We start from the raw sequence: 19,636 nt of genomic DNA, 5'->3' as shown, positions 1-19,636 counted from the left end.
AGGAACAAATAATGAAATCAGGCCTTTCCAATCCGATGGTCAAAATCGTGTTTTACGCCATCCTGATCCTGTGGGGCATATCGGTGATTTATCCGCTGCTGTGGACCCTGCTGGACTCGCTGAAAAACAACGACCAATTTTTCCGCAAAATGCCCTGGTCCCTGCCGGACTTTCCGCTGCTGTGGAGCAACTTCAGCTACGTATGGCGGGAGTTCAGCTTCGGCGATTACTTCCTGAACTCCGTCGTGGTGACGATCAGTTCAACACTGCTCGGGCTGCTGCTGTCGGCCACCACCGCCTACGTTCTGGCCCGCTACCCCTTCCGGGGAAGCACGGCGCTGTTCCTGCTTTACATTGCCTCCATGATGATCCCGTTCAGCCTGGCGCTCATCCCGCTCTTTTTCCTGATGAACTCCATGCATCTGACAAATTCGTCTTTGGGGCTGATCCTGGTGTATGCCTCTACGCTGATTGCGTTTGGCATTTTCGTGCTCGTCGGATTTTTCAAAAGCCTGCCCAAAGAGCTGGAGGAAGCCGCCGCCATGGACGGAGCGTCCTACTTCGGCATCTTCTTCCGGGTGATGCTGCCGCTCTCGCAGCCGGGGCTCATTACCGTGGGCATCGTCAACGTCCTGAACATCTGGAACGAATACATTATCGGCACGATTCTGGTCAACGATCCGAAGCACTATACCCTGCCCGTCGGCATCGCAATGATGCAGGCCCAGATGCAGTACCGTACCGAATGGGGCCCCCTTTTCGCCGGTCTGCTCATCACCATCGTCCCCGTCCTGATCATGTACATGTTCTTCCAGCGGCAGATCGCCAGCGGAATAACGGCCGGGGCCATCAAGTGATCACGGGTTTTGCCGGGTTACATCGCTCACAGACGTACACAAAAAAGCCCGGAATCCCCGGGCTTTGTTTTGGTCCTGCACGGCAGCAAGCTATGCGGTTGTATCCGTGCTCACGCTGGCACCGGATGCCGGCAGCCACCACGAGCCGCCAGTCGCTTCCCGCCCTAGCACTCTTTCAGCGTCACTTCCGGCCCCAGCGTAATCTCAAACGCCCGCTCCCAAATGAATGCCGGATTGTCGTAGTCCAGAGACGCGCAAGCATACGTCGCATACGACCATCCGGACGGATTGATCCGCCATACGTTCTGCGACACGCCGAGCTCGAATGCCTTTCTGGCAGCCAGCGTCTTCGTGTTCGCCTGCATGCGTTCGCGAAGCATCTCGACCAGAACCTTATAGTCTGCCGGCGAGTTAAACAGGCGAATGTTTTGGTCCGCATACGGTACGTTGGAGTATAGGGTGTGTGCCCGCGAATACGTCCGGATTTCGGCAATCGTGATCTTCTTATAGTAGTAGTCCTTGAGGAATCGCTTGAACAGCAGCGATCCGTGTGCATTCACTGCCTCCTTCAGCGCTGGCGGCCGCTTCTCCGTGCCAAGGTATACGAATCGGGCCTGGGCCATGCCGAGGGCCATGCCGATTTTGTTGCCGGCCGTGTTCCACGCGCTGTATCCCAGAAGCTGTCCGGTGGACACGCTGTCGAGCAGCGCTTCGGTTACGGTCGCATCGGCGGCGCCTCCCCCGACAAAATCAATCACCAGCGTCGGGATCCGGCCGGCGCTGTTCGCTTCCATCCGGCTCACGGCGGCGCCGATCTCGCTGGCGCTGGTAACCGCCACAATTTCGATGTCATAGGCTGCCGTGTCAACGAACTCCCCGCCGACGATGTCCACATGATGCCGGATATTATCGTGCACGCTCATATACTCGTAAGGATTGACGATGGTCGACCCGTCCGGCCCAAAATATTTGACGCCGTATTTCGGACGGGAGCTGTACCGGTGAAGCTCCTTCGCCATCCGGCCCAGCAGCGAATATCCCAGCGCATCGGCATCGGGGAGAATGATCGCTTTGTCCGGATTCTGGCCATCGGTGCCGCCCAAATGCTCATTCACAAAGGCTTCCAGGTAAGCAATTTCGTTGGCCTGTACTCCCTGGGTATAGGAGTCATCCACCCCCACAGCGAGAAAATCCACGTATCCTTCACGGACGAGGCGTTCAATGATATACCGGTTGGTCTTGAATTTATGCCTTCTGGCATTATAGTACTGCTCTTTGTCAAAAAGGGTTGGCTCTCCAAACGAAGTGCCGTCGGGCTTTGTGTCATACCCTTCCAAAATGCCCTCGAACGTGGTTGCGGCCGCCCGCGGCTGCTGGGCAAAGGCTCTGGCTTCATCGTATGCTGCCTGGGTCAGGCCTTCCACAAACACCGTGGTCGCCAGCCGCATGATCGTATCCAGCACATAGACCGGCTTACGCGGGTAAGCCCGCTTCACTTCCCGAACGACGTCCAGCAGTTTGGTAGTCTCAGGGTCGTAATCAGGATAGTCGCCGCCCGCGCTTGAACGAAGCCGTCTGCTGCCGATTAACCCGCCGTAGGCCAGCATATCCGTCGAAATGATAAATCCGTCTGCCTGAGCGGCGTGTTCCCTGATAAATCGGCGGATATTCCGCGTCTTTCCGTACGTGGGCGATGAGGTGCTCACCAATTGGCCGTCTTCGGCCACGGCCTTGGAATCGAGGCGATTGGCAATATCCTCCCTGTCGGGGACAATCAGCTGAATTCCTGCGGATCTCCCCTGCACGATCACATCATCAAAATTGGCAGGACGGTCGTCCAGCGGTACATAAAGCACTTTTTTCATAAGAGAACATCTCCTTTGCATGCTTGATTTGTCGTATTACGCGGCGCTGCTGAATACGGTTAAACTCAAGATGGCTTATCATGCCGAAGGAAAGCTTACTCCATGGACAGCCGTATCGGATTTCCGGATATCCGACGCTGCCGCATCGTTCTTAAAGAGTAGGCACCTTCCATCTTCGGCTGATTCGGATCCGTGAACCCATAATATCATATACCGTTACGATACGCAATATAATATTTGGTTTTTTATTCCTCCATCGAGAAGGATAGCCACCCTCTAAATTTTGCAAGCAGACGGAGCATTTACCAGTATTTCTCCGATTCATTCTCATCTATAGGCCGCATCGAAATTGACTCTTTCAGCTAAGCTATTAGGAATCCTCCGGTTACTTACTATACTTTCAAGTTGACTATGTATGCCCTGTTCATCTACAATATATAAGGTAAATTTACAAGAACAGGTGAAGAAGCAATGACAACGAAGCAAGAATACCGTATTTTGTTATATTATAAATTCGTCAACATCCCTGATCCTGAGCAGTTCACTGCGGAGCATCTGCAGTATTGCAAAGATCTGGGCGTCAAAGGCCGCATTCTGATCGCCTCTGAAGGCATCAACGGCACGCTGTCCGGCACCGTGGAACAAACCGAGAAGTATATGAACGACCTGAAAGCGAATCCGCTGTTCTCTGATATCGTCTTCAAGATCGATGAGTCGGAAGGCCATGCGTTCAAGAAAATTTTTGTCCGTCACAAGAAGGAGCTCGTCACGTTCCGTTACGAGGAGCCGCTTGATCCCAACGTCATCGGCGGGAAGCGTCTGTCTCCGGAAGAGTTCCATGAGCTGCTTCAGCAGGATGACGTCATCGTCCTGGACGGCCGCAACAGCTATGAATACGAAATCGGACATTTCCGTGGCGCCATCCGTCCGGATGTCGAGTCGTTCCGCGAATTTCCGGAATGGATTCGCAACAATATGAGCCAGTTCAAGGACAAGAAAATTCTGACCTACTGCACTGGCGGCATCCGCTGCGAGAAGCTGACCGGCTTCATGATCAAAGAAGGCTTTCAGGATGTTGCCCAGCTTGAGGGCGGCATCGTAACATACGGCAAGGACCCTAAAGTCAAAGGACATTTGTGGGACGGCAAATGCTACGTCTTTGACGAGCGCATTTCGGTGCCGATCAACCGTACGGAAGAAGATGTCGTGATCGCCAAGTGCATCCACTGCGGCAAAACGCATGACCGCTATATCAACTGCGCCAACCCGACCTGCAACAAACAGCATGTTTGCTGCGAAGAGTGCGAAGAGATTCATCAGTCCTTCTGCTCCGACGAGTGCCGGGACGTCATCATGGCGGCCAAGACCAACTGATCGGGTCCGCCTATCCAAAAAAACGGCAGTTCCTCTCTCTAAGAGGAGCTTGCCGTTTTTTTGTTAATACCTAGCGGGCGGAAAGCCGCTTTCTTCCATCCTCCAGGCATAAAAACAGCCCGTCCCTCGAATGCCAGGGAACGGGCTGCAGCGGATTTACGTGGTAATCTCAATCGTTACCGTTATTCCTTGGGCGGTGCAGTTGGACGATTTGGCGTATGCTAGAACGCGCCGGTTCCCCCGCCTCCGCCTCCTCCCCCGCCGTCACTGAAGCTGGACGAGGAACTGCTGCTGCTTCCTCCGATGCCCATCGGCTTCAGAAGCAGGTGATTTTGCGTATAATTCAAGGATTCCATAATTTCCACGCTGAATAATGCGGGCACGGCTGCGGCCAAGGCGGCGCCTGACGTTCCGGTCTGCTTACGGTGTTTAATGTACCGCGGAACGGTGCCAAGCAGGGCGGCATACTCCGCGGCCTGCTCTGTTTCCAGCGGTTCGCCTGCGTAGGACATCTCTCCTTTTCCGAGCGTACTCCGAAGTGCCTTGAGTGCATAACGATAGCGATGCGTCTCCCAGGACAGCACATGAACGGGAATGCTCCATACAAACAGGGCAGAACATACCGTCAGGATCAGATAGTCGCCCGAAATATCATGCACGATTTGGGAGCCCATAATAAAGCATGCGAGCAGATACAGGAAGATCCACAGTTTATTCCGGAAACGGATGGACGCCCATACCCCTCCTGCACCAAGCAGCACGGCGGTCAGCACGATCATGAGCGTGGACGCCGCGTCGGTGTACAGCAGATACAGCAGCAGGCCGTAATTCACCGCAGCCGTCAGCGGAATGAACAGCTTCAGCAGCGGATTGGGCCGGACCTGCCCCGAATAAGGCTGGGTACGCGACAGCAGCCTGATCCACTTCATCAGCCGGTCGGCATGCTTAACCGACTTTGCCCGGTACTGCTTGACGATCCTTGCGCTCTGCCGCTCCTTAAACGTTGGTCCCGCCAAGGAATCCAGCTTGAAGATCAGACTGCCGTTGATTTCTTCGAACAGCCAGCCGACAAGATGCTTCTCCGCCGGGTTGAGCTGGTCCATCCTGCCCGTAAAGGTGAACAGCAGCGTGAATTCGGGAGCCGTCGGCTCTTCCTGGAAGCGTTTGGAAGCCGGGACCTGCTTCACGGTCACGTAACCCTTCTGCCGCAGCGATAACAATCCGGCCATGAAATCTTCCCTTTTTAACCGGCCTTTGCGCAGCATATACATGAGAAGCAGCGGATCCGCTTCATCGATGTCCTGCCGGGTGATGTCCCCGCGCCGCAGCCAGGCCGAAATTTTTCTCCACGACAAAGCGTACAGCAGCGCACCTACAATGAAAACAGCCATGCCGACTTGCACAACCGGACGGATGGCGTTCATTCGATCGTCACGGGCGGCAAGCCGGTCCTGGTATTTCTGCTCGGCAGACAGCTGCTTTTGCAAAGAAACCTGTTCCTCGGAAGCCGTCATTTGGGATAGCTGATCCGGTGGAAAATAGACCACCATATGCGCCGTGCCGTCACTCTTCAAATCATCGGTTTCATAGTGAACCGCTGGCGGGCCTTCGCTTGTAATCTTCCCGCCCGAACGGTCATGCAAATAGGCATGAACGTCTCCGTTCTTATAATCGCCGGGCATAAACAAGTCGACGGACACCTGGTGAAGATCCTCTTGGTTATTTTTGAAGAAGCTCCATTCCAGCTTGCCCGTTTCGCCATACCTGACCGCCGCATGGTCAATCCGGTAGCGGTAATAGACCTGTTTCGTTTCGTTCTGCGCGGCATCGTATATGTAATACGTATCATTGTCGTCGTCCCATTGGACATCCAGCCGCTGCAAGTTTTCGTAGGAGAAACTGCCTAGCTTCGGATGTTCCGGGGGTACATAAGCTTCAAAAAATTCAACCCCCTTCTGATCCGCCCGATCAATCGCACGCGTCATTCCATTAAAGCTGCCCTTAAAGGTATACGTAAACAGTTCTTCGACATACAAGTCTCCATCCGGCCCGAGGTAAGCCCTGGATTCCACGCGGTCCATCGAGTAGCTCTTCTTGTCTCCGCAGCCGGTTATCCCAAGGACCAGGACTAGGCTGCCCAGCAGTAGCCACCATCTCCTCATGCGCTCACTCCCATCTCCATACTTCTTACTCTCTCTACTGACTATGCATAGATTCAAAATGCCGCTTCCCTGTCATTCAAAGATCTGTATTCTTCGGTTACAGCGGCTGCCATAGACGTTTTCTATTATATTAACAAATGCCCCCTAGTGGAAAACAAGTGCATATGGTACCAAAATATGAGTTTTTTCGCCATTTATTGTTGAAATATACGTCTTCCGTCGCATACTTTCAGCGTCTTCCGGTATGTGTTCATTGGAGGACAGAGCGCTCATTTTATGCGTTTATAACCTAAAAAAGACTGCCTCGGATGATCAACCGACACAAAAGGTCGGTCACCCAAAGGCAGCCTACAGTAAATGAACATGCTGATTATAGAAGGTCGTCAACCGGTTCAAAACCGGTACCGGGGTCGTACTCCATCCGGTGAGAGCAGTGCAGCAGTGCTTCCAGGCAGCGTTCACGTCCTGCATGATAGCCGGCAAAAAATTTCCGCTCGATGCGGATCGACAGCACCGTAATGTACTCCTCCTGCCCGGTCTTTCCGTTCAGTTTGGTGTCCCTCGCCTGCACGACGACCGACTCCAGCGGGAGCAGGGCAAACAGCTCGCCTGCAATCCGGAGGACGGAGCCGCAGATGTATTTCAGCTCCAGGTCATTGCGTTCGGGGACGGACAGTTCAGGCGAAGCGACTCCCGCCTCGGTGCGGACTTTCGCCTCGCGCGGGATCACCTGCTGGGAATTGACATCCAGTTCCACTTCCACCTCGGAGCTGCTTCGGACGCTGAACTCGAGGCCGCTCCCCAGCATCGTCAATTCCTGCAGCGGGGCCATCTCTTCCAGAACCCGCAAATAGGCGGTACGGTTGCCGTCCAGGATGTCGTGTGCAAAATCGTTGGCTGCTTTCCATGCCAGATAGTCTTTACGATCCTCTTCCCGGGCCAGCTGAACCTGCCTTTCGAGCTCCTCCCGGATCATGGCGTCCTGCTTGAGGAGCTTCTGGATTCGGGTCGGCTGGAACGCAGCTAAATTCTCCTCAGCCAGCTTCTCTTTCGGTCCCTGTTCCCCTCTCGGGAACGGAGGAGCCATGGCAGCAAGAACATCCCAGAATACCGGCTCCCCGTAAGTTTGATCGATCGTCGCGATCCACTCCAGCTGATTGTCGTACCAATCGGCCTCAAACGCTAATTTTTCCGCCTCGTTCCAGGCGGTCTGCCCCTGCTGCCGGTTTATAAGTTCACGGCGCTTAAGATAAGCGCTGCTGTAGGTCGGTGTGGTAGAAAAAAGAGAGGCTATAGAGTCTGCTGCCGCTGACGCAGCCGCATGTTCGTCACGAGGCATATATCCGCTGACAGGCGGCGAATCTGTGCCCTGTTCGCGGCTTCCCCCTGTATCCATGCTGTACAGATGAGGCCCTGAATTGGTTAGGATACCGTAATTGTATCGATTTCGCATACATTCTTCTCCTCATTCCCAAGTCCGTGAATGGATCACAAGTAATAGGTCATTTATACTAAACCATAGAGGTAAATTTCGCCATTGCCGTTCATATTCCTGCATCCTTTTCTTGAAAATTTATCGGGATCAAAAGGAGCTCAGCCGGTTCTCGCAGCTGGACAAGAAAAAAACCGGCCCCTCCCAGGTCCGGTTCATGGTACTTCCATGAAATAAAACGGCTCTCTATAAGGCAAGCAGCTCGCGGATTTCCTGCTCAGTCAAGGTCGTGACCGAATCATCCGCCGACTCCATCACTTCGCGGATCAGATCCTTCTTCCGCTGCTGCAGCTCCAGCATCTTTTCCTCCACGGTGCCCTTCGTCACCAGGCGAATCACCTGAACCACGTTTTTCTGCCCCATCCGGTGGGCGCGTCCCGCGGCCTGCTCTTCCACCGCCGGATTCCACCACAAATCGTACAGGATGACCGTGTCCGCTCCGGTCAAGTTCAGCCCCGTCCCGCCCGCTTTGAGCGAGATCAGGAATACGTCGTTCTCTCCCTGGTTAAACCGCGAGCAGGTGTCCACCCTCTCCTTGGCCGGAGTCTGCCCGTCCAGATAAAAGACCGGAATCCCCCGCTGGCCCAGCTCGCTGCGAATGATCCGAAGCATGCTCGTAAACTGGGAAAAGATCAGGATCCGCCGCCCGCTGCTGAGGCATTCGTCGACCACGTCCAGCAGCTGGGAGAGCTTGCCGGCAGGACCTTCGTACCCGTCCACAAACAGCGAGGGATGGCAGCACAGCTGACGGAGCCTCGTGATGCCGGCCAATATTTTCATCCGGCTCTTCTGGAACCCCTCCATCTCCAGGTCACGGATCGTCTCTTCCTTGAATTCCTCAAGGTAAGCGGCGTACAGCTTCTTCTGCTCAAGGCTGAGCTCCGAGCGCTGAACGGTCTCGATCCGTTCCGGCAGCTCGTCCAGCACATCGGCCCTTAGCCGGCGTAAAATGAACGGCTGCACTATCCGGGAGATCTGGCCGCGGGTCAGGCCGCGGAAAGCTTTCTGACCCGTAAAAAGACCCGGGAATACCGCCTCGAAAATCGACCACAGCTCATCCACCGCATTTTCGATCGGCGTGCCCGTCAGCGCAAACCGCCGCTCCGCACGGATTTCCCGCACCGCTTGGGCGGTCTGCGTCGCGTAATTTTTGATCATCTGGGCTTCGTCAAGAAACAGGGTGCTGAAGCCCATCTCCCGGTACAGCCGGATATCCTTGCGGAGGGACGGATAAGAGGTGATAATTACGTCCGCTTGCTGCGCAGCAAGGCTGTTAGGAGATTCGGTCTCTGCACCCGCAGCCGCTATGCGAAGCAGGGAATCGCTGCGCTCCTTCCGCGCGCCAAGAGCCACATGAACCTGAACGGACGGAGTGAATTTTTGGAACTCGCTCTCCCAGTTATATACGAGCGATGCAGGGGATACGATCAGGACCGGAAGGTGCCCGCCTTCCTTCTCCCTGCGTTCGGACACAATGTACGCAATGCTTTGCAGCGTTTTGCCCAGCCCCATGTCGTCGGCCAGAATTCCGCCGAACCGGTAATGGCCGAGCGTCTTCAGCCACTGGAAACCGTCCCGCTGGTAATCCCGGAGCACATCGGCAAGCTCCTCAGGAACATCGAAGTCCATCTGCTCGGGATGCGTCATATGATCAATCAGCTGCCGCAGCGATTTCCCCATCTGGACTCCATAAGCCCGGCCTTCCTTGTCACGGAGCTGCAGACCCTTGACCAGAGGAAGATGGATGCGGCTGCCGGTAATATCGCCTTTTTTCATCCCGAGCTCGTCATACAGCTCGCCGAAGGTTTGGAAGGCTTCCTTTTCCAGGGACACATACGCACCGCCAGGAAGACGATAATACTTCCGCTTCTCGATCACGCTCAGCAGCAGCTTGCGGATTTCTTTGTCGCTCACATGGTCCAGCTCAAAGTTGATCTCGAGCCAGTTGGTCGTATGGTCCGTGTCCGCCTTGATTTTCGGAGGCTTGTTCGGATTGTGCATCAGCTGCTTGACGGCGGGAGTGGCGTATACTTGGACCCATTTCTCCAGCCTCGGCAGCAAATGAAACAGGATGTCGTATACGCTGTCTTCTTCCGACAGGTCCAGTACCATTTCGCGTCCGCTCTGCACAAAGTCTGTCCCTTTTAACGCCTCGATCATCCGCCGCTCCTTATCCGTATCCCGGACCAGAATAAAATCGCCGTCTTTCCGGGCATCCGTATCGGCAAACGCATCGATCACAACCCCGTCGTACACGAATTCCAGCCTTGCTGTCAGCTCGGTTTCGTCCCGGTCCAAATACAGCTTGGCCACGAGATCCGGCTGCACCAGCTGATCCCGGACGCTGGCATCCATGTCGACCTTTCCGATGCGCCGCAGGCCGGGAACCACCTTCTCCATCAGTGCGTCCATCTGATGCGGTGATATGTTAATCCGCTTATGGTCATAGCGGTATATCAAGGTTTTCATCTCTGACAGCAGGAGCAGGTCGCGCACCGGCAGCCGGTATATCGTGCCGTCAACAGCTGCGCAGCCGTACGCGGTCATCACGACGACCCGCTTCAGCCCGTTGATTTCCAGGTGATAGGCGTCGTTGCTATCGATGCTGCCCACATGGAACGACAGCGGTATCTGGCCTTCACCCAGCTGAATCGGCTGAGGCGAAGCATACTCGCGCTCCATCGCGGCCCCGGCCTTGACCAGCAAAGGCAGCAGCTCGTTCCAGCCCAGCGGCGGGATCGTCAACATCCGCTGGCTGCCCGAGGCTGCGTAGCCGGGAATGGAGCGGCCTGCTTCATCATACGCGAACTCGCTGCCGCAAATCCGGATCAGCATGTCGATGACCGCCCAGTCCTCGGGCCGGAACGTGTGCTGCTTCGGGCTGTATGTGAACAGCTTGGTAAAGGGCAGGCTTCTCCCTTCCTCGATGTGAAGCAGAAACTGCCTGATATTTTGCACGACGTACAGCCGGTTCGGTCCGACCTTCATCTCGATCCGGAATTTCGGTTCCGGCTGATACTCGTCCGTCACTTTGCAGATCCATTCCACAGCCAGCGTTTCCTTAAGCACGCTCGCCGCTTTCTGGCCGGTCTTCAGCCGTTCGCTGTCCGCCATCTGCTCAAACAGCTCAATCAGTCCGCTGGTGAGCCGCACGTCCCTGGATGATACCGCGGGCGTCGGAATCGGGACGACTTCCCCCCGCGGCTGCAGCCGGTCCGCCCCGCCTTTTTCTTCTTCCAGCAGATAGATCAAGACGCCGGCGATATGCTTGCAGTAAGGATAATATCCGCCGAAGCCCGCACAGTGGCAGGTTGCGCTGAAGTCCGCTCCGTCGATATCGACCTCCACCCGGTATATATCCTCGTCCTGCACTACCGCCTCAATGTAACGGTTGTCATCATCGCGTTCCACGATCATGACCTGACCGTAGGCGCAGTATTCCTCACCCCGTTTAAAGGCGGATGCGCCGCATAATGATCTGATTCTTTGTGAAGTAAAAGCCAGCATGTCTTCCGTCCTTTCCGGTCTCCTGTCCCAAAATCTCGTGTACTCAATATACCATAGTTCGGCTCAGAAAGCGAAAAATTAAGAACTCTTGTTCTCTATCCGTTCAGGTAAAATAAGGTTCTTTCCCTTGGTGAAGACTGCCTTTAACGGTGCTTTGCGGTTTCTTTGATCAGCTTGAATACTTCCGCAAGCGCGTCCGTCTTTTGGCCGCTCGCCATGGCCGATACGTAGGCATCCCGATGGGCATGCAATGCCCGAACCCGCTCGAGCAGCGTTTGCGGAGACAGACCTTCCTCTTCCAGCACTTCGGCATAACCCGCTTTTTCGAACGAATGCGCGTTAAGGATTTGATCGCCCCGGCTTTGCTGCCGGGTCAATGGGATGAGAAGCATCGGCTTTCGCAAGGAAAGAAACTCAAAGATCGAATTGGAGCCGGCACGGGTGATCACCAGGTCCGACATCGCCAGCACATCCGGCAGTTCATCGCGAATGTATTCGAATTGACAATAGCCGGGAACCGTCAGCGCCGGATCAAGCTGCCCTTTCCCGCATAAGTGCACGACTTGAAAAGCTTCCGTCAGCTCAGGCAGCGCCTGGCGCACCGCCCGGTTAATGCTCTGCGCGCCAAGACTGCCGCCCATCACCAGCAGAACGGGCTTCCCAGGGCTGAACCCGCACAGCTTCCGTCCGGCGGCAGCGCTGCCCTGTTTCAGCTCATTCCGGATGACGGCGCCGACATGGCGGCCCTTGCCCTTGCCGATATGGGCAGCCGCTTCCGGGAACGTCGTGCACACCGCTTCAGCCATCGGGATGGCAATCCGGTTGGCAAGCCCCGGCGTGATGTCCGACTCGTGAATGATAACCGGCACCCGGTTCAGCCAGGCACCGATGACAACGGGCACCGATACAAACCCGCCTTTGGAAAATACAATATCCGGTTTCCGGCGGCGGATGAGACGGTACGCCTGATAGACGCCCTTGGCGATCCGGAACGGATCCTTGGCGTTTTGCCAGTCCAAATACCGGCGCAGCTTGCCTGTCGATATCGGAAAATACGCCACGTCCGGCAGCGGCGACACCAGCTCCCGCTCGATCCCATTGACAGAGCCTATGTATTCCACCGTCCAGCCTTCCTGCCGGAACAGCGGGATCAGCGCCAGGTTGACCGTGACATGTCCGGCGGACCCTCCGCCGGTAAACATTATTTTTTTCTTCATAGGCCCCTCCCACTCGTTTCAACCACTGCATCTTATTGTATTATAATGCCGGTCTGGAGATAAATGCCCGTCCCGCTATTACAAATCAGCCGTAACACCGACACCCTTTCGACAGCCCGAAGCCGAATTGGGACCACACATCCAAAGCCTGTTGAGGGTTCTGATCAGGGTTATATGGCCATTTTCATAAAATGATTCATCCATTGCTTGCTTTTAGCACTCGTTGTGGATACAATAAAGCTAACTTTTTTAACAGGGAGGTGAGGTAGAAGTGGAACGCAATTTTGGAAACGACCGGATCAATCAACTGCCGATGATCTTGTCCGGCATTTTTTACAGAGTTCCCGTTAACGGGATCCGTCTGTCCATTTTTAACAACCCGGTTGTTTTACAAAATTGCGAAATGCCGCTCCTACCTTAACTTCAACGGATAAGCGTTGAACGTTCAAGCCGCAGGGACATTTCCCTGCGGTTTTTTTCTGTAGATGCGGCATCTATGGAGGAAAATACGATGATGATTCAATGCAAAAACATACAAAAATACCATGGTGCCCAGCTCGTTCTGTCCGATGTATCCTTTGAAATCCGCGAAGGGGAAAAAGCGGCCCTGATCGGCCGCAACGGCTGCGGAAAAACGACGATGCTCCACTTGCTGAACGGCGGAGACAAGCCGGACCAAGGCGAAATCTCCATTTCGCGGGGCGCCAAGCTTGGCTTCCTCGCCCAAATTCCCCAAGCCGGAGACGGCGAAACGGTGTATGACATCCTGCTGCGCGCCTTTGCGGCGCCGCTTGAATGGCAGCGGCGGATGCGTGAGCTGGAGGCGCTGATGTCCGGCTCCTCCGCTTCCGGCGGCAAAGAGCAGGAGCAGTGGCTCGCCGAATACGGCAGGCTGCAGGAACGCTTTGAAGCAGCCGGCGGATATGAAATGGAAGCGACCATTGACCGCATCGCCGGCGGCCTTGGCATCCCGGCGGGCCAGTACAGCCGCCCCTTCGCCTCCCTCTCCGGCGGAGAGAAAACCAAAATCGGGCTCGCCTCCCTGCTGCTTGAGCAGCCTGATGTGCTGCTGCTGGACGAACCGACCAACCACCTGGACATGGCGGCGATCGAATGGCTGGAGCAGTTCCTGAAGGAATACCGCGGCACCGTGCTTACGATATCGCATGACCGTTACTTTCTCGACAAGCTCGTGACCAAGGTGGTCGAGATTGAAGACGGGGAAGCTTTTACCTACCACACCGACTACAGCGGTTATCAGAAGGAAAAGGAAGAGCGGCTCCTGCAGCAGTTTGCCGATTACCAGGAACAGCAGAAAAAAATCAAAAAGATGCAGGAAAGCATCAAGCAGCTGATCGAGTGGGGCAACCGGTCCAACCCGCCGAACGCCGGGTTCCACCGTCGTGCCGCCTCCATGCAGAAGGCGCTCGACCGTATGGTGAAGCTGAAGCGGCCGGTGCTTGAACGAAAGACGATGGATTTGTCGCTGCAGCAGGAAGACCGCTCCGGCAAGCAGGTGCTCGTGTTCGAGGAGCTGGGCAAATCGTACGGCACGCGCACCTTGTTCAAAGGCGTAAACGAAACGCTCCGGTACGGGGAAACCGTCATGCTGCTCGGCGGCAACGGAAGCGGCAAGAGCACGCTGATCAAGCTGGCCCTGGGCGAGCTCGAACCGACCGAGGGGAGCGTGGCCGTCGGCTCGCGCGTCAGCATCGGTTACCTCGCACAAGAGGAAACGCCGGAATCCGTCAAGCAGAACGTGCTTCAGTACTACCGGGAGCAGGCCGGCATCGAGGAAGGTGAAGCCCGCGGCCGACTGGCGCGATTTCTGTTCTACGGCGCCGATGTATTCAAAGACATCCGCAGCCTCTCCGGCGGGGAGTGGACGCGGCTGCGCTTCGCCATCCTGATGGAGCAGAAGCCGAATTTGCTGATTCTGGACGAACCGACCAACCATTTGGACATTGACGCCAGGGAAGCGCTGGAAGAGGCGCTCGAGGAGTTCCCCGGCACCATCTTCGGCGTATCCCACGACCGGTATTTTATCAACAGGCTGGCGGCCAGAATTTGGAGCCTGGATCACGGGCGGGTCCGTTCCTTCATCGGTAACTTCGAGGATTACAAACAGGAAATCCGCAAGCTGAGCGAAGCCGAAACGGCGGCGCAGGCACGGAAGGCAGAGGCGGCTGGCTCAAAGGCCGCGGCAGCCGGCAGCCAGGGCAAGGAGCCGGTATCCAAGCCGGCTGCTGCGCGCGCCGATAACGGCGAGCGGCGTTCCCGGAAAAGCGATGCCTCTGCTTCCATTTCACTCGAGCAGTCGATCAAGGAGCTTGAGGCCCGTCTGGGGCAGATCGACGCCGACATGCTGGAGGAAAGCACCGCCTCGGATCTGGGGCGCCTGCAGCAGCTTCATGCGGAGAGGGAGCAGCTCCAGGCACAACTGGACGCGGCGTATGAGGAGTGGCTGGAGCTGCAGGACGCATAAACAGGTGATACGTATACGAGTGAAACGTACAAAGGCGATTGGCAGTACACAAACAACCGTGCACTCACTTCACCAAGTGGGTATACGGGCAGTGCATCTCACACATGCCTCATGCAAAGAAACCCCTGGTCGTGAACGACCAGGGGTTTTCCTGTACAAGCATGTATATGATAAGATGTTTTATTCGTTGTTGTTTTCTGCAGCGGTTTCCGCCGCTTCTTCTCCCTCCGCTGCCACGGATTCGTCCGCAGCCTGGGCCTCCGTCGCCATGCGGGATGCCGTTACGGAAGCAACCAGCTCTTCCGGTGAGGCTACGAGCGTTACGCCGGATGGCAGCTGGATGTCTCCGGCTACCAGCTTGTCGCCGATTTCCATATGCGATACGTCCACGGTGATCGCGGATGGCAGATTTGCAGGAAGCGCCTCGACTTCAAGCTCGGTCTCCTGATGCTGAAGCACGCCGCCCACCTTGGTGCCGGCAGCCGTACCTTGGAAGTCGATCGGAACGCGAACCTTGATCGGCTTGTTGGCAGAGATGTGCATGAAGTCCACATGCATCCACTCACCGGCTTTGCGCTGGTAATCCTTGATGATCACGTCCAGATCCGACGAGCCTTCCACCTTCAGCTTGAACACTTCGGACCGGCCTGTTCTGGCAACTTTGGCCAGCTCCTTCGCATCGACGCTGACCGGCATGCTCTCGGTCTGTGTCCCGTAGACCACCGCCGGAATGCGTCCGCTTTGTCTCAAGCTGCGCAGGCTCGAATGCTTCGTGTCGGTTCTTCGTTCTGCTGTAAGAGAATGAGATGTCATCTTTTACAACCTCCTCTGATATTTAATCTGTCCCCTGCAGTACACAGGCATATCTATGTATTACCCATTTTTGGCGAAATCAAAACCTTGCAGCGCAAAACAGCCGGCTGCATCTGAAGCAAACGGAGTACGCTGCTTAGCCCGGAGTACACCGAAGGAAGGAGCAGTATATCTAAACAAAACGTCTAACAGCGTCCTTTGAAGGAAGCTAGACGGTTTTTAACTGTAGCTTGACTCTAACGCTATAAAAATGCCCGGCTCCTGAACGTTATCCTTTCCAATATCACAAAAAATCCCGCATCGGTCATTGCAACCGTGAGGGATTTGGGCTGGCCCGGCGTAGCGGGACATGCCGCTGCCGAAGGTTTTATTTTCCGGATATCATCGTAAAATCGTCAAAATGAAAGCCTGGGGAAACGACGCAGGAGACGAACACCGGCTCGTCGCCCAGCGGCTTGGCCGCCTGCCAGACATTAGCCGGAACGAGCGCCTGCGGCACCTGGCCGTTCTCGACGTCCATTCCCAAAATGATTTTGGTCTCCCCGCCCGGCTGTTCCCCATCGCCTCCGAGCAGCAGCTCGAGCGGACTGCCGGAATGCCACAGCCACAATTCATCGGAATAAACGCGGTGCCACGCGGAGGATTCCTCCGGATGCAGCAGGAAATAAATCGAAGTCGCCGAAGGGCGCGAACCCGAATACTTGGGATCCAGCACGTCTTTCGGGATTTCAAAGGACGCCTTCCATAACTCCTTGTACCACCCGCCCTCGGGATGGGGCAGCATGTCAAAGGTTTTCACCAGAGGCGACAGCAGTTTCTCGGTCATCGTAAGCCTTCTTTCTCCTGTTATATATCACCCTATCCAAGGGAATCTCACTTTACTTTATAGGAATCACCCGTTTTTGTAAAATGCATGCATCCCTATCCCCGGATACAGAAAAAGAAAGCTCCCTATTTCCGTCATACCGTCGCCCCAAGCTTCTAGGCCTTCTAAACTTCTCAGCTTGCAAGCTTCTAATGCGGCCAAACCTTCCAACCTGTGAAGCTGCTCCATTCCCAGGTTGCCGTACGCTCCAGCCAGCTCCCTTTCACAGCCGGCCGCACTCCTCCCGGCATCCGGGCGTCAGCTGATCTTCTTCCAGTCGTCCGATCCGCTCCGGACAAGCACCTTCAGCTTGCTGTGATGCCATCCAAGCTTGATAAACCGGTCCTGGTCGCAGTCCTTCGCCTCCCACTCGTTCAGCCGCACAATATATCCGATTTCCTGCACGTTCAGCGGGACATATATCGTCGCCACAGCGCGTCCGTCCTCCATCCGGTCAAAATCGACCCGGCGTTCCCGCATGCCGCTGCCCCATACCCATAAGTTCCAGCCGTCATATTTGCGGTCCTGGCGCTCATAATGCAGCTCCACCGTCTTGAGCGGGCGCGGACGGCCGCCTTCTTCCTCATACAGAACCATGACCGACAGGCCTGGAACGCTCACCGTTTCGTCGACGATCATCTCCAGCGCACCGTTCCGGGCCTGAAGATTTTTGACGGCCACCTTCCAGCCGGTGATGGAAAACGGAATGTCGACCTGCGCCTCCCGAACGTTTCCGTTATAGATGACGATGATATTTTTCCACGTATCGCCGTTGGCATGATCCTTCAGCCGGTAAGCGACGACATTGCCGTCGCAGCGCATGACCTCCATGCTCCGTTTGATCTGCTCCTTGTCGGTCATACGGAACGCCCGGTGGGCGCGGCGCAGCGCGATCAGCCCCTGGTAATATTCGAATACCGGCAGGAACCGGGACTTGTTGCTCCAGCGGATGGCGTTGATCGCATCCCCGCTCCGGTAGCTGTTGTGGTCGCCGAATTTGCTGCGGAGCATCTCGTCACCCGCATGAATGAGCGGAATCCCCTGAGAGGTCAGCACGATGCCGTTGGCCAGCAGCGCCCTCCGGACGCTTTCATTCTCCAGCAGCCGGTCCTGGTCGATGCTCCGGTAAGGATCGGTGGCTGCGACAGCTTCTTCGAGGCTCCCCCCTCCGGCAAGTTGGCCGTTATCGATACCCCGGATCAGATCACCTCCCAATCCCTGCGTAATCAGTACTTTATCCCACAGGTTAAGGTTGTCGTGGACCGTCACATAGTTGATCGTCTCCGTAGGTGATCCGGTGAAATCGTCGATTGCCCCTTGAACGCCGGCCAATACCGCCGCTTCCTTGCCGGGCTGCCCCGTGGCAAAGCCCTTTCCTGCACCGTCGCTGTCTCCCTTGATGGCCCCCCGGAAATTGTCGTTGAAAACGGCAAAGCCTTTGCCCCTTTGGGATCCTTTCAAGGTTTGCTGCTTCAGCGGCGTTTCACCGCCTGTCCAAGGCTCCCCGTAAATCAGCAGTCCCGGATGCTCGCGGCGGAGCTCCTCGGTGATCTGCGCGATCGTGTCCGTGTCGATCAGACCCATCAGGTCAAAACGGAACCCGTCGATATGGTATTCTTCCGCCCAATAGCGCAGGGAATCCTTGATATATTTGCGGACCATCGGGCGCTCGGTTGCCAGCTCGTTCCCGACGCCGGAGCCGTTGCTGAACCGCCCTGACGCATCGGTCCGGTAAAAATAACCCGGCACAAGCTTCTCAAACAGGCCGTCCCCCGCAGAATAGGTATGATTGTACACCACATCCATCACGACCCGGATTCCTTTGCGGTGCAGCGCCATGATCATCTCTTTGCACTCCCGGATCCGGACTTCGGGGCTTGACGGGTCGGTCGCGTAGGAGCCTTCTGGCACATTGTAATGCTGGGGATCATAACCCCAGTTGAATTTCGGTTCCGCCGAGTCCGGATCATCGACCGTCAGCTCGTTCACCGTCGCATAATCAAAAATCGGAAGCAGATGGACATGTGTCACGCCGAGTTCGGCCAAATGATCGATGCCGAGCCGGCTGCCGGCTGCGTCCCGCACACCTGTCTCCGTAAACGCCTTGAACTTGCCTTTATACTGGAGCCCGGAATCCGGGCTGATCGAAAAATCCCTGACATGCAGTTCATAGAGTACCGAGTCTTCCACCCCCAGCAGACCGGGAGCTTCATCCTCTTCCCAGCCCTCCGGGCTTGCGGCCTTCACGTCGACGATCGCCGTCCGCTGCCCGTTGGCACTGACCGCCCGGGCGTAAGGATCGGCCGCATAAACTGCCCGTCCGTCCGGATGCTCCACCTTGTACATATAATATTTTCCGGCTAAATCGCCTCTGAAATGAAGTGACCATACGCCGCCTTCCCCGCGTCTCATGCCGATTTCGAACCCTCCGGCGTGATCGGTAAGCGCTCCGCCGTCATAAGTTCCCGCGTCGTCGTACAAGGCGAGGGTTACCTTCGCCGCCGTCGGCGCCCAAACTTTGAATATACTTTCAAGATGCGTATAATGACATCCCAGGTCGCCGCCTTCATATATTTCCACGTTATCCATCATCATTCATCTCACCACCATGGTTTACCTGAATAAATGCCTCAATAAATCGCTTTCACTACATCCTATGTTACTTTCTTGCCATTTGTAAGGGGTTCTATAAGCTTTTCCCTGCCCAAATTTACGGGACAGCTGTGACTGCATGGTTAAATCATTATATGCTTGTACGCTAGCATTTACCCCATAGTTGCACGGTTCTTTCAAATCATAGAATAATAGATGCATTGCAGCTTCCATTTAGCGGCGTATGTACCCACCTCTTATTCTTGTTATCGACAAACCGAACCCTGGTCATAAATAAGCTGGCTTGAAGGATTAGTTAAGAAAATAGCCCGCCGCAGGTGCAATAAGCTGTGCCGGGATAACGGGCCGTCGTATAAAATCAAAGAGGCCGCGGCACGATGTGCCCC

Annotated in this window: 12 protein-coding genes; 4 read left to right on the top strand and 8 right to left on the bottom strand. The window is 55.6% G+C overall.

Annotated features, from left to right (window positions below; all coding sequences use genetic code 11):
- Nucleotides 1-11 precede the first annotated feature (11 nt).
- Nucleotides 12-857, top strand: a complete 846-nt coding sequence (locus C7820_RS00660) for a carbohydrate ABC transporter permease (RefSeq protein ID WP_116229427.1) — start codon at nt 12-14, stop codon at nt 855-857.
- Nucleotides 858-1,021: 164 nt separating this feature from the next.
- On the opposite strand, the gene C7820_RS00655 is transcribed toward C7820_RS00660, so the two are convergent.
- Nucleotides 1,022-2,722, bottom strand: a complete 1,701-nt coding sequence (locus C7820_RS00655; RefSeq protein WP_116229426.1) for a DUF4127 family protein — start codon at nt 2,720-2,722, stop codon at nt 1,022-1,024.
- 471 nt (nt 2,723-3,193) lie between these two features.
- On the opposite strand from C7820_RS00655, the gene trhO reads away from it, so the two are divergent.
- Complete coding sequence (trhO, locus tag C7820_RS00650; protein ID WP_116229425.1) at nt 3,194-4,096, top strand: oxygen-dependent tRNA uridine(34) hydroxylase TrhO; 903 nt, start codon at nt 3,194-3,196, stop codon at nt 4,094-4,096.
- 221 nt (nt 4,097-4,317) lie between these two features.
- Here the strand turns inward: trhO and C7820_RS00645 are convergent, their stop codons facing one another.
- From C7820_RS00645 to C7820_RS00630, 4 genes are all read right to left on the bottom strand, one after another.
- On the bottom strand, nt 4,318-6,258 hold the full coding sequence (locus C7820_RS00645; RefSeq protein ID WP_116229424.1) for a DUF2207 domain-containing protein: 1,941 nt from the start codon (nt 6,256-6,258) through the stop codon (nt 4,318-4,320).
- A 370-nt stretch (nt 6,259-6,628) separates the two neighbouring features.
- The gene (locus C7820_RS00640) at nt 6,629-7,711 is read right to left on the bottom strand and encodes a hypothetical protein (RefSeq protein ID WP_116229423.1); all 1,083 of its coding nucleotides are present in this window, start codon (nt 7,709-7,711) and stop codon (nt 6,629-6,631) included.
- Between the two features lie 225 nt (nt 7,712-7,936).
- Nucleotides 7,937-11,257, bottom strand: a complete 3,321-nt coding sequence (locus C7820_RS00635) for a DEAD/DEAH box helicase (RefSeq protein WP_116229422.1) — start codon at nt 11,255-11,257, stop codon at nt 7,937-7,939.
- A 143-nt stretch (nt 11,258-11,400) separates the two neighbouring features.
- Nucleotides 11,401-12,474, bottom strand: coding sequence for an undecaprenyldiphospho-muramoylpentapeptide beta-N-acetylglucosaminyltransferase (locus C7820_RS00630; RefSeq protein WP_116229421.1), 1,074 nt, complete (start codon nt 12,472-12,474; stop codon nt 11,401-11,403).
- A gap of 271 nt (nt 12,475-12,745) precedes the next feature.
- Between C7820_RS00630 and C7820_RS34000 the strand changes: the two genes are divergently transcribed.
- Nucleotides 12,746-12,895 carry an RAxF-45 family protein gene (locus C7820_RS34000; protein WP_309545729.1) on the top strand — a complete coding sequence of 50 codons (150 nt, stop codon included), beginning with the start codon at nt 12,746-12,748 and terminating at the stop codon, nt 12,893-12,895.
- 90 nt (nt 12,896-12,985) lie between these two features.
- Nucleotides 12,986-14,959, top strand: a complete 1,974-nt coding sequence (gene abc-f / locus C7820_RS00625) for a ribosomal protection-like ABC-F family protein (RefSeq protein ID WP_116229420.1) — start codon at nt 12,986-12,988, stop codon at nt 14,957-14,959.
- 180 nt (nt 14,960-15,139) lie between these two features.
- Here abc-f and C7820_RS00620 read toward each other — a convergent pair whose 3' ends face one another.
- The 3 genes from C7820_RS00620 to pulA form a co-directional block, all read right to left on the bottom strand.
- The gene (locus C7820_RS00620; protein ID WP_116229419.1) at nt 15,140-15,772 is read right to left on the bottom strand and encodes a 50S ribosomal protein L25; all 633 of its coding nucleotides are present in this window, start codon (nt 15,770-15,772) and stop codon (nt 15,140-15,142) included.
- Between the two features lie 367 nt (nt 15,773-16,139).
- Entirely contained in the window at nt 16,140-16,598 is a 459-nt protein-coding gene (locus C7820_RS00615; RefSeq protein WP_076169683.1) for a cupin domain-containing protein, read from the bottom strand.
- A gap of 297 nt (nt 16,599-16,895) precedes the next feature.
- Complete coding sequence (gene pulA, locus C7820_RS00610) at nt 16,896-19,232, bottom strand: type I pullulanase (RefSeq protein ID WP_116229418.1); 2,337 nt, start codon at nt 19,230-19,232, stop codon at nt 16,896-16,898.
- Between the last annotated feature and the right edge of the window lie 404 nt (nt 19,233-19,636).

It is taken from the genome of Paenibacillus sp. VMFN-D1, assembly GCF_003386155.1.
Taxonomy (GTDB): domain Bacteria; phylum Bacillota; class Bacilli; order Paenibacillales; family Paenibacillaceae; genus Paenibacillus_AQ; species Paenibacillus_AQ favisporus.
The sequence above is the reverse complement of the archived record's forward strand: the minus strand, read 5'-3'. Positions and strand labels throughout refer to the sequence as shown.

What these genes read in the sequence shown, in the direction of transcription:
- C7820_RS00645 (WP_116229424.1), bottom strand. Translation starts at nt 6,258, where the DNA reads ATGAGGAGATGGTGGCTACTGCTGGGCAGCCTAGTCCTGGTCCTTGGG.
- abc-f (WP_116229420.1), top strand. Translation starts at nt 12,986, where the DNA reads ATGATGATTCAATGCAAAAACATACAAAAATACCATGGTGCCCAGCTC.
- C7820_RS00640 (WP_116229423.1), bottom strand. Translation starts at nt 7,711, where the DNA reads ATGCGAAATCGATACAATTACGGTATCCTAACCAATTCAGGGCCTCAT.
- pulA (WP_116229418.1), bottom strand. Translation starts at nt 19,232, where the DNA reads ATGATGATGGATAACGTGGAAATATATGAAGGCGGCGACCTGGGATGT.
- C7820_RS00660 (WP_116229427.1), top strand. Translation starts at nt 12, where the DNA reads ATGAAATCAGGCCTTTCCAATCCGATGGTCAAAATCGTGTTTTACGCC.
- C7820_RS00635 (WP_116229422.1), bottom strand. Translation starts at nt 11,257, where the DNA reads ATGCTGGCTTTTACTTCACAAAGAATCAGATCATTATGCGGCGCATCC.
- trhO (WP_116229425.1), top strand. Translation starts at nt 3,194, where the DNA reads ATGACAACGAAGCAAGAATACCGTATTTTGTTATATTATAAATTCGTC.
- C7820_RS00615 (WP_076169683.1), bottom strand. Translation starts at nt 16,598, where the DNA reads ATGACCGAGAAACTGCTGTCGCCTCTGGTGAAAACCTTTGACATGCTG.
- C7820_RS00620 (WP_116229419.1), bottom strand. Translation starts at nt 15,772, where the DNA reads ATGACATCTCATTCTCTTACAGCAGAACGAAGAACCGACACGAAGCAT.
- C7820_RS00655 (WP_116229426.1), bottom strand. Translation starts at nt 2,722, where the DNA reads ATGAAAAAAGTGCTTTATGTACCGCTGGACGACCGTCCTGCCAATTTT.
- C7820_RS00630 (WP_116229421.1), bottom strand. Translation starts at nt 12,474, where the DNA reads ATGAAGAAAAAAATAATGTTTACCGGCGGAGGGTCCGCCGGACATGTC.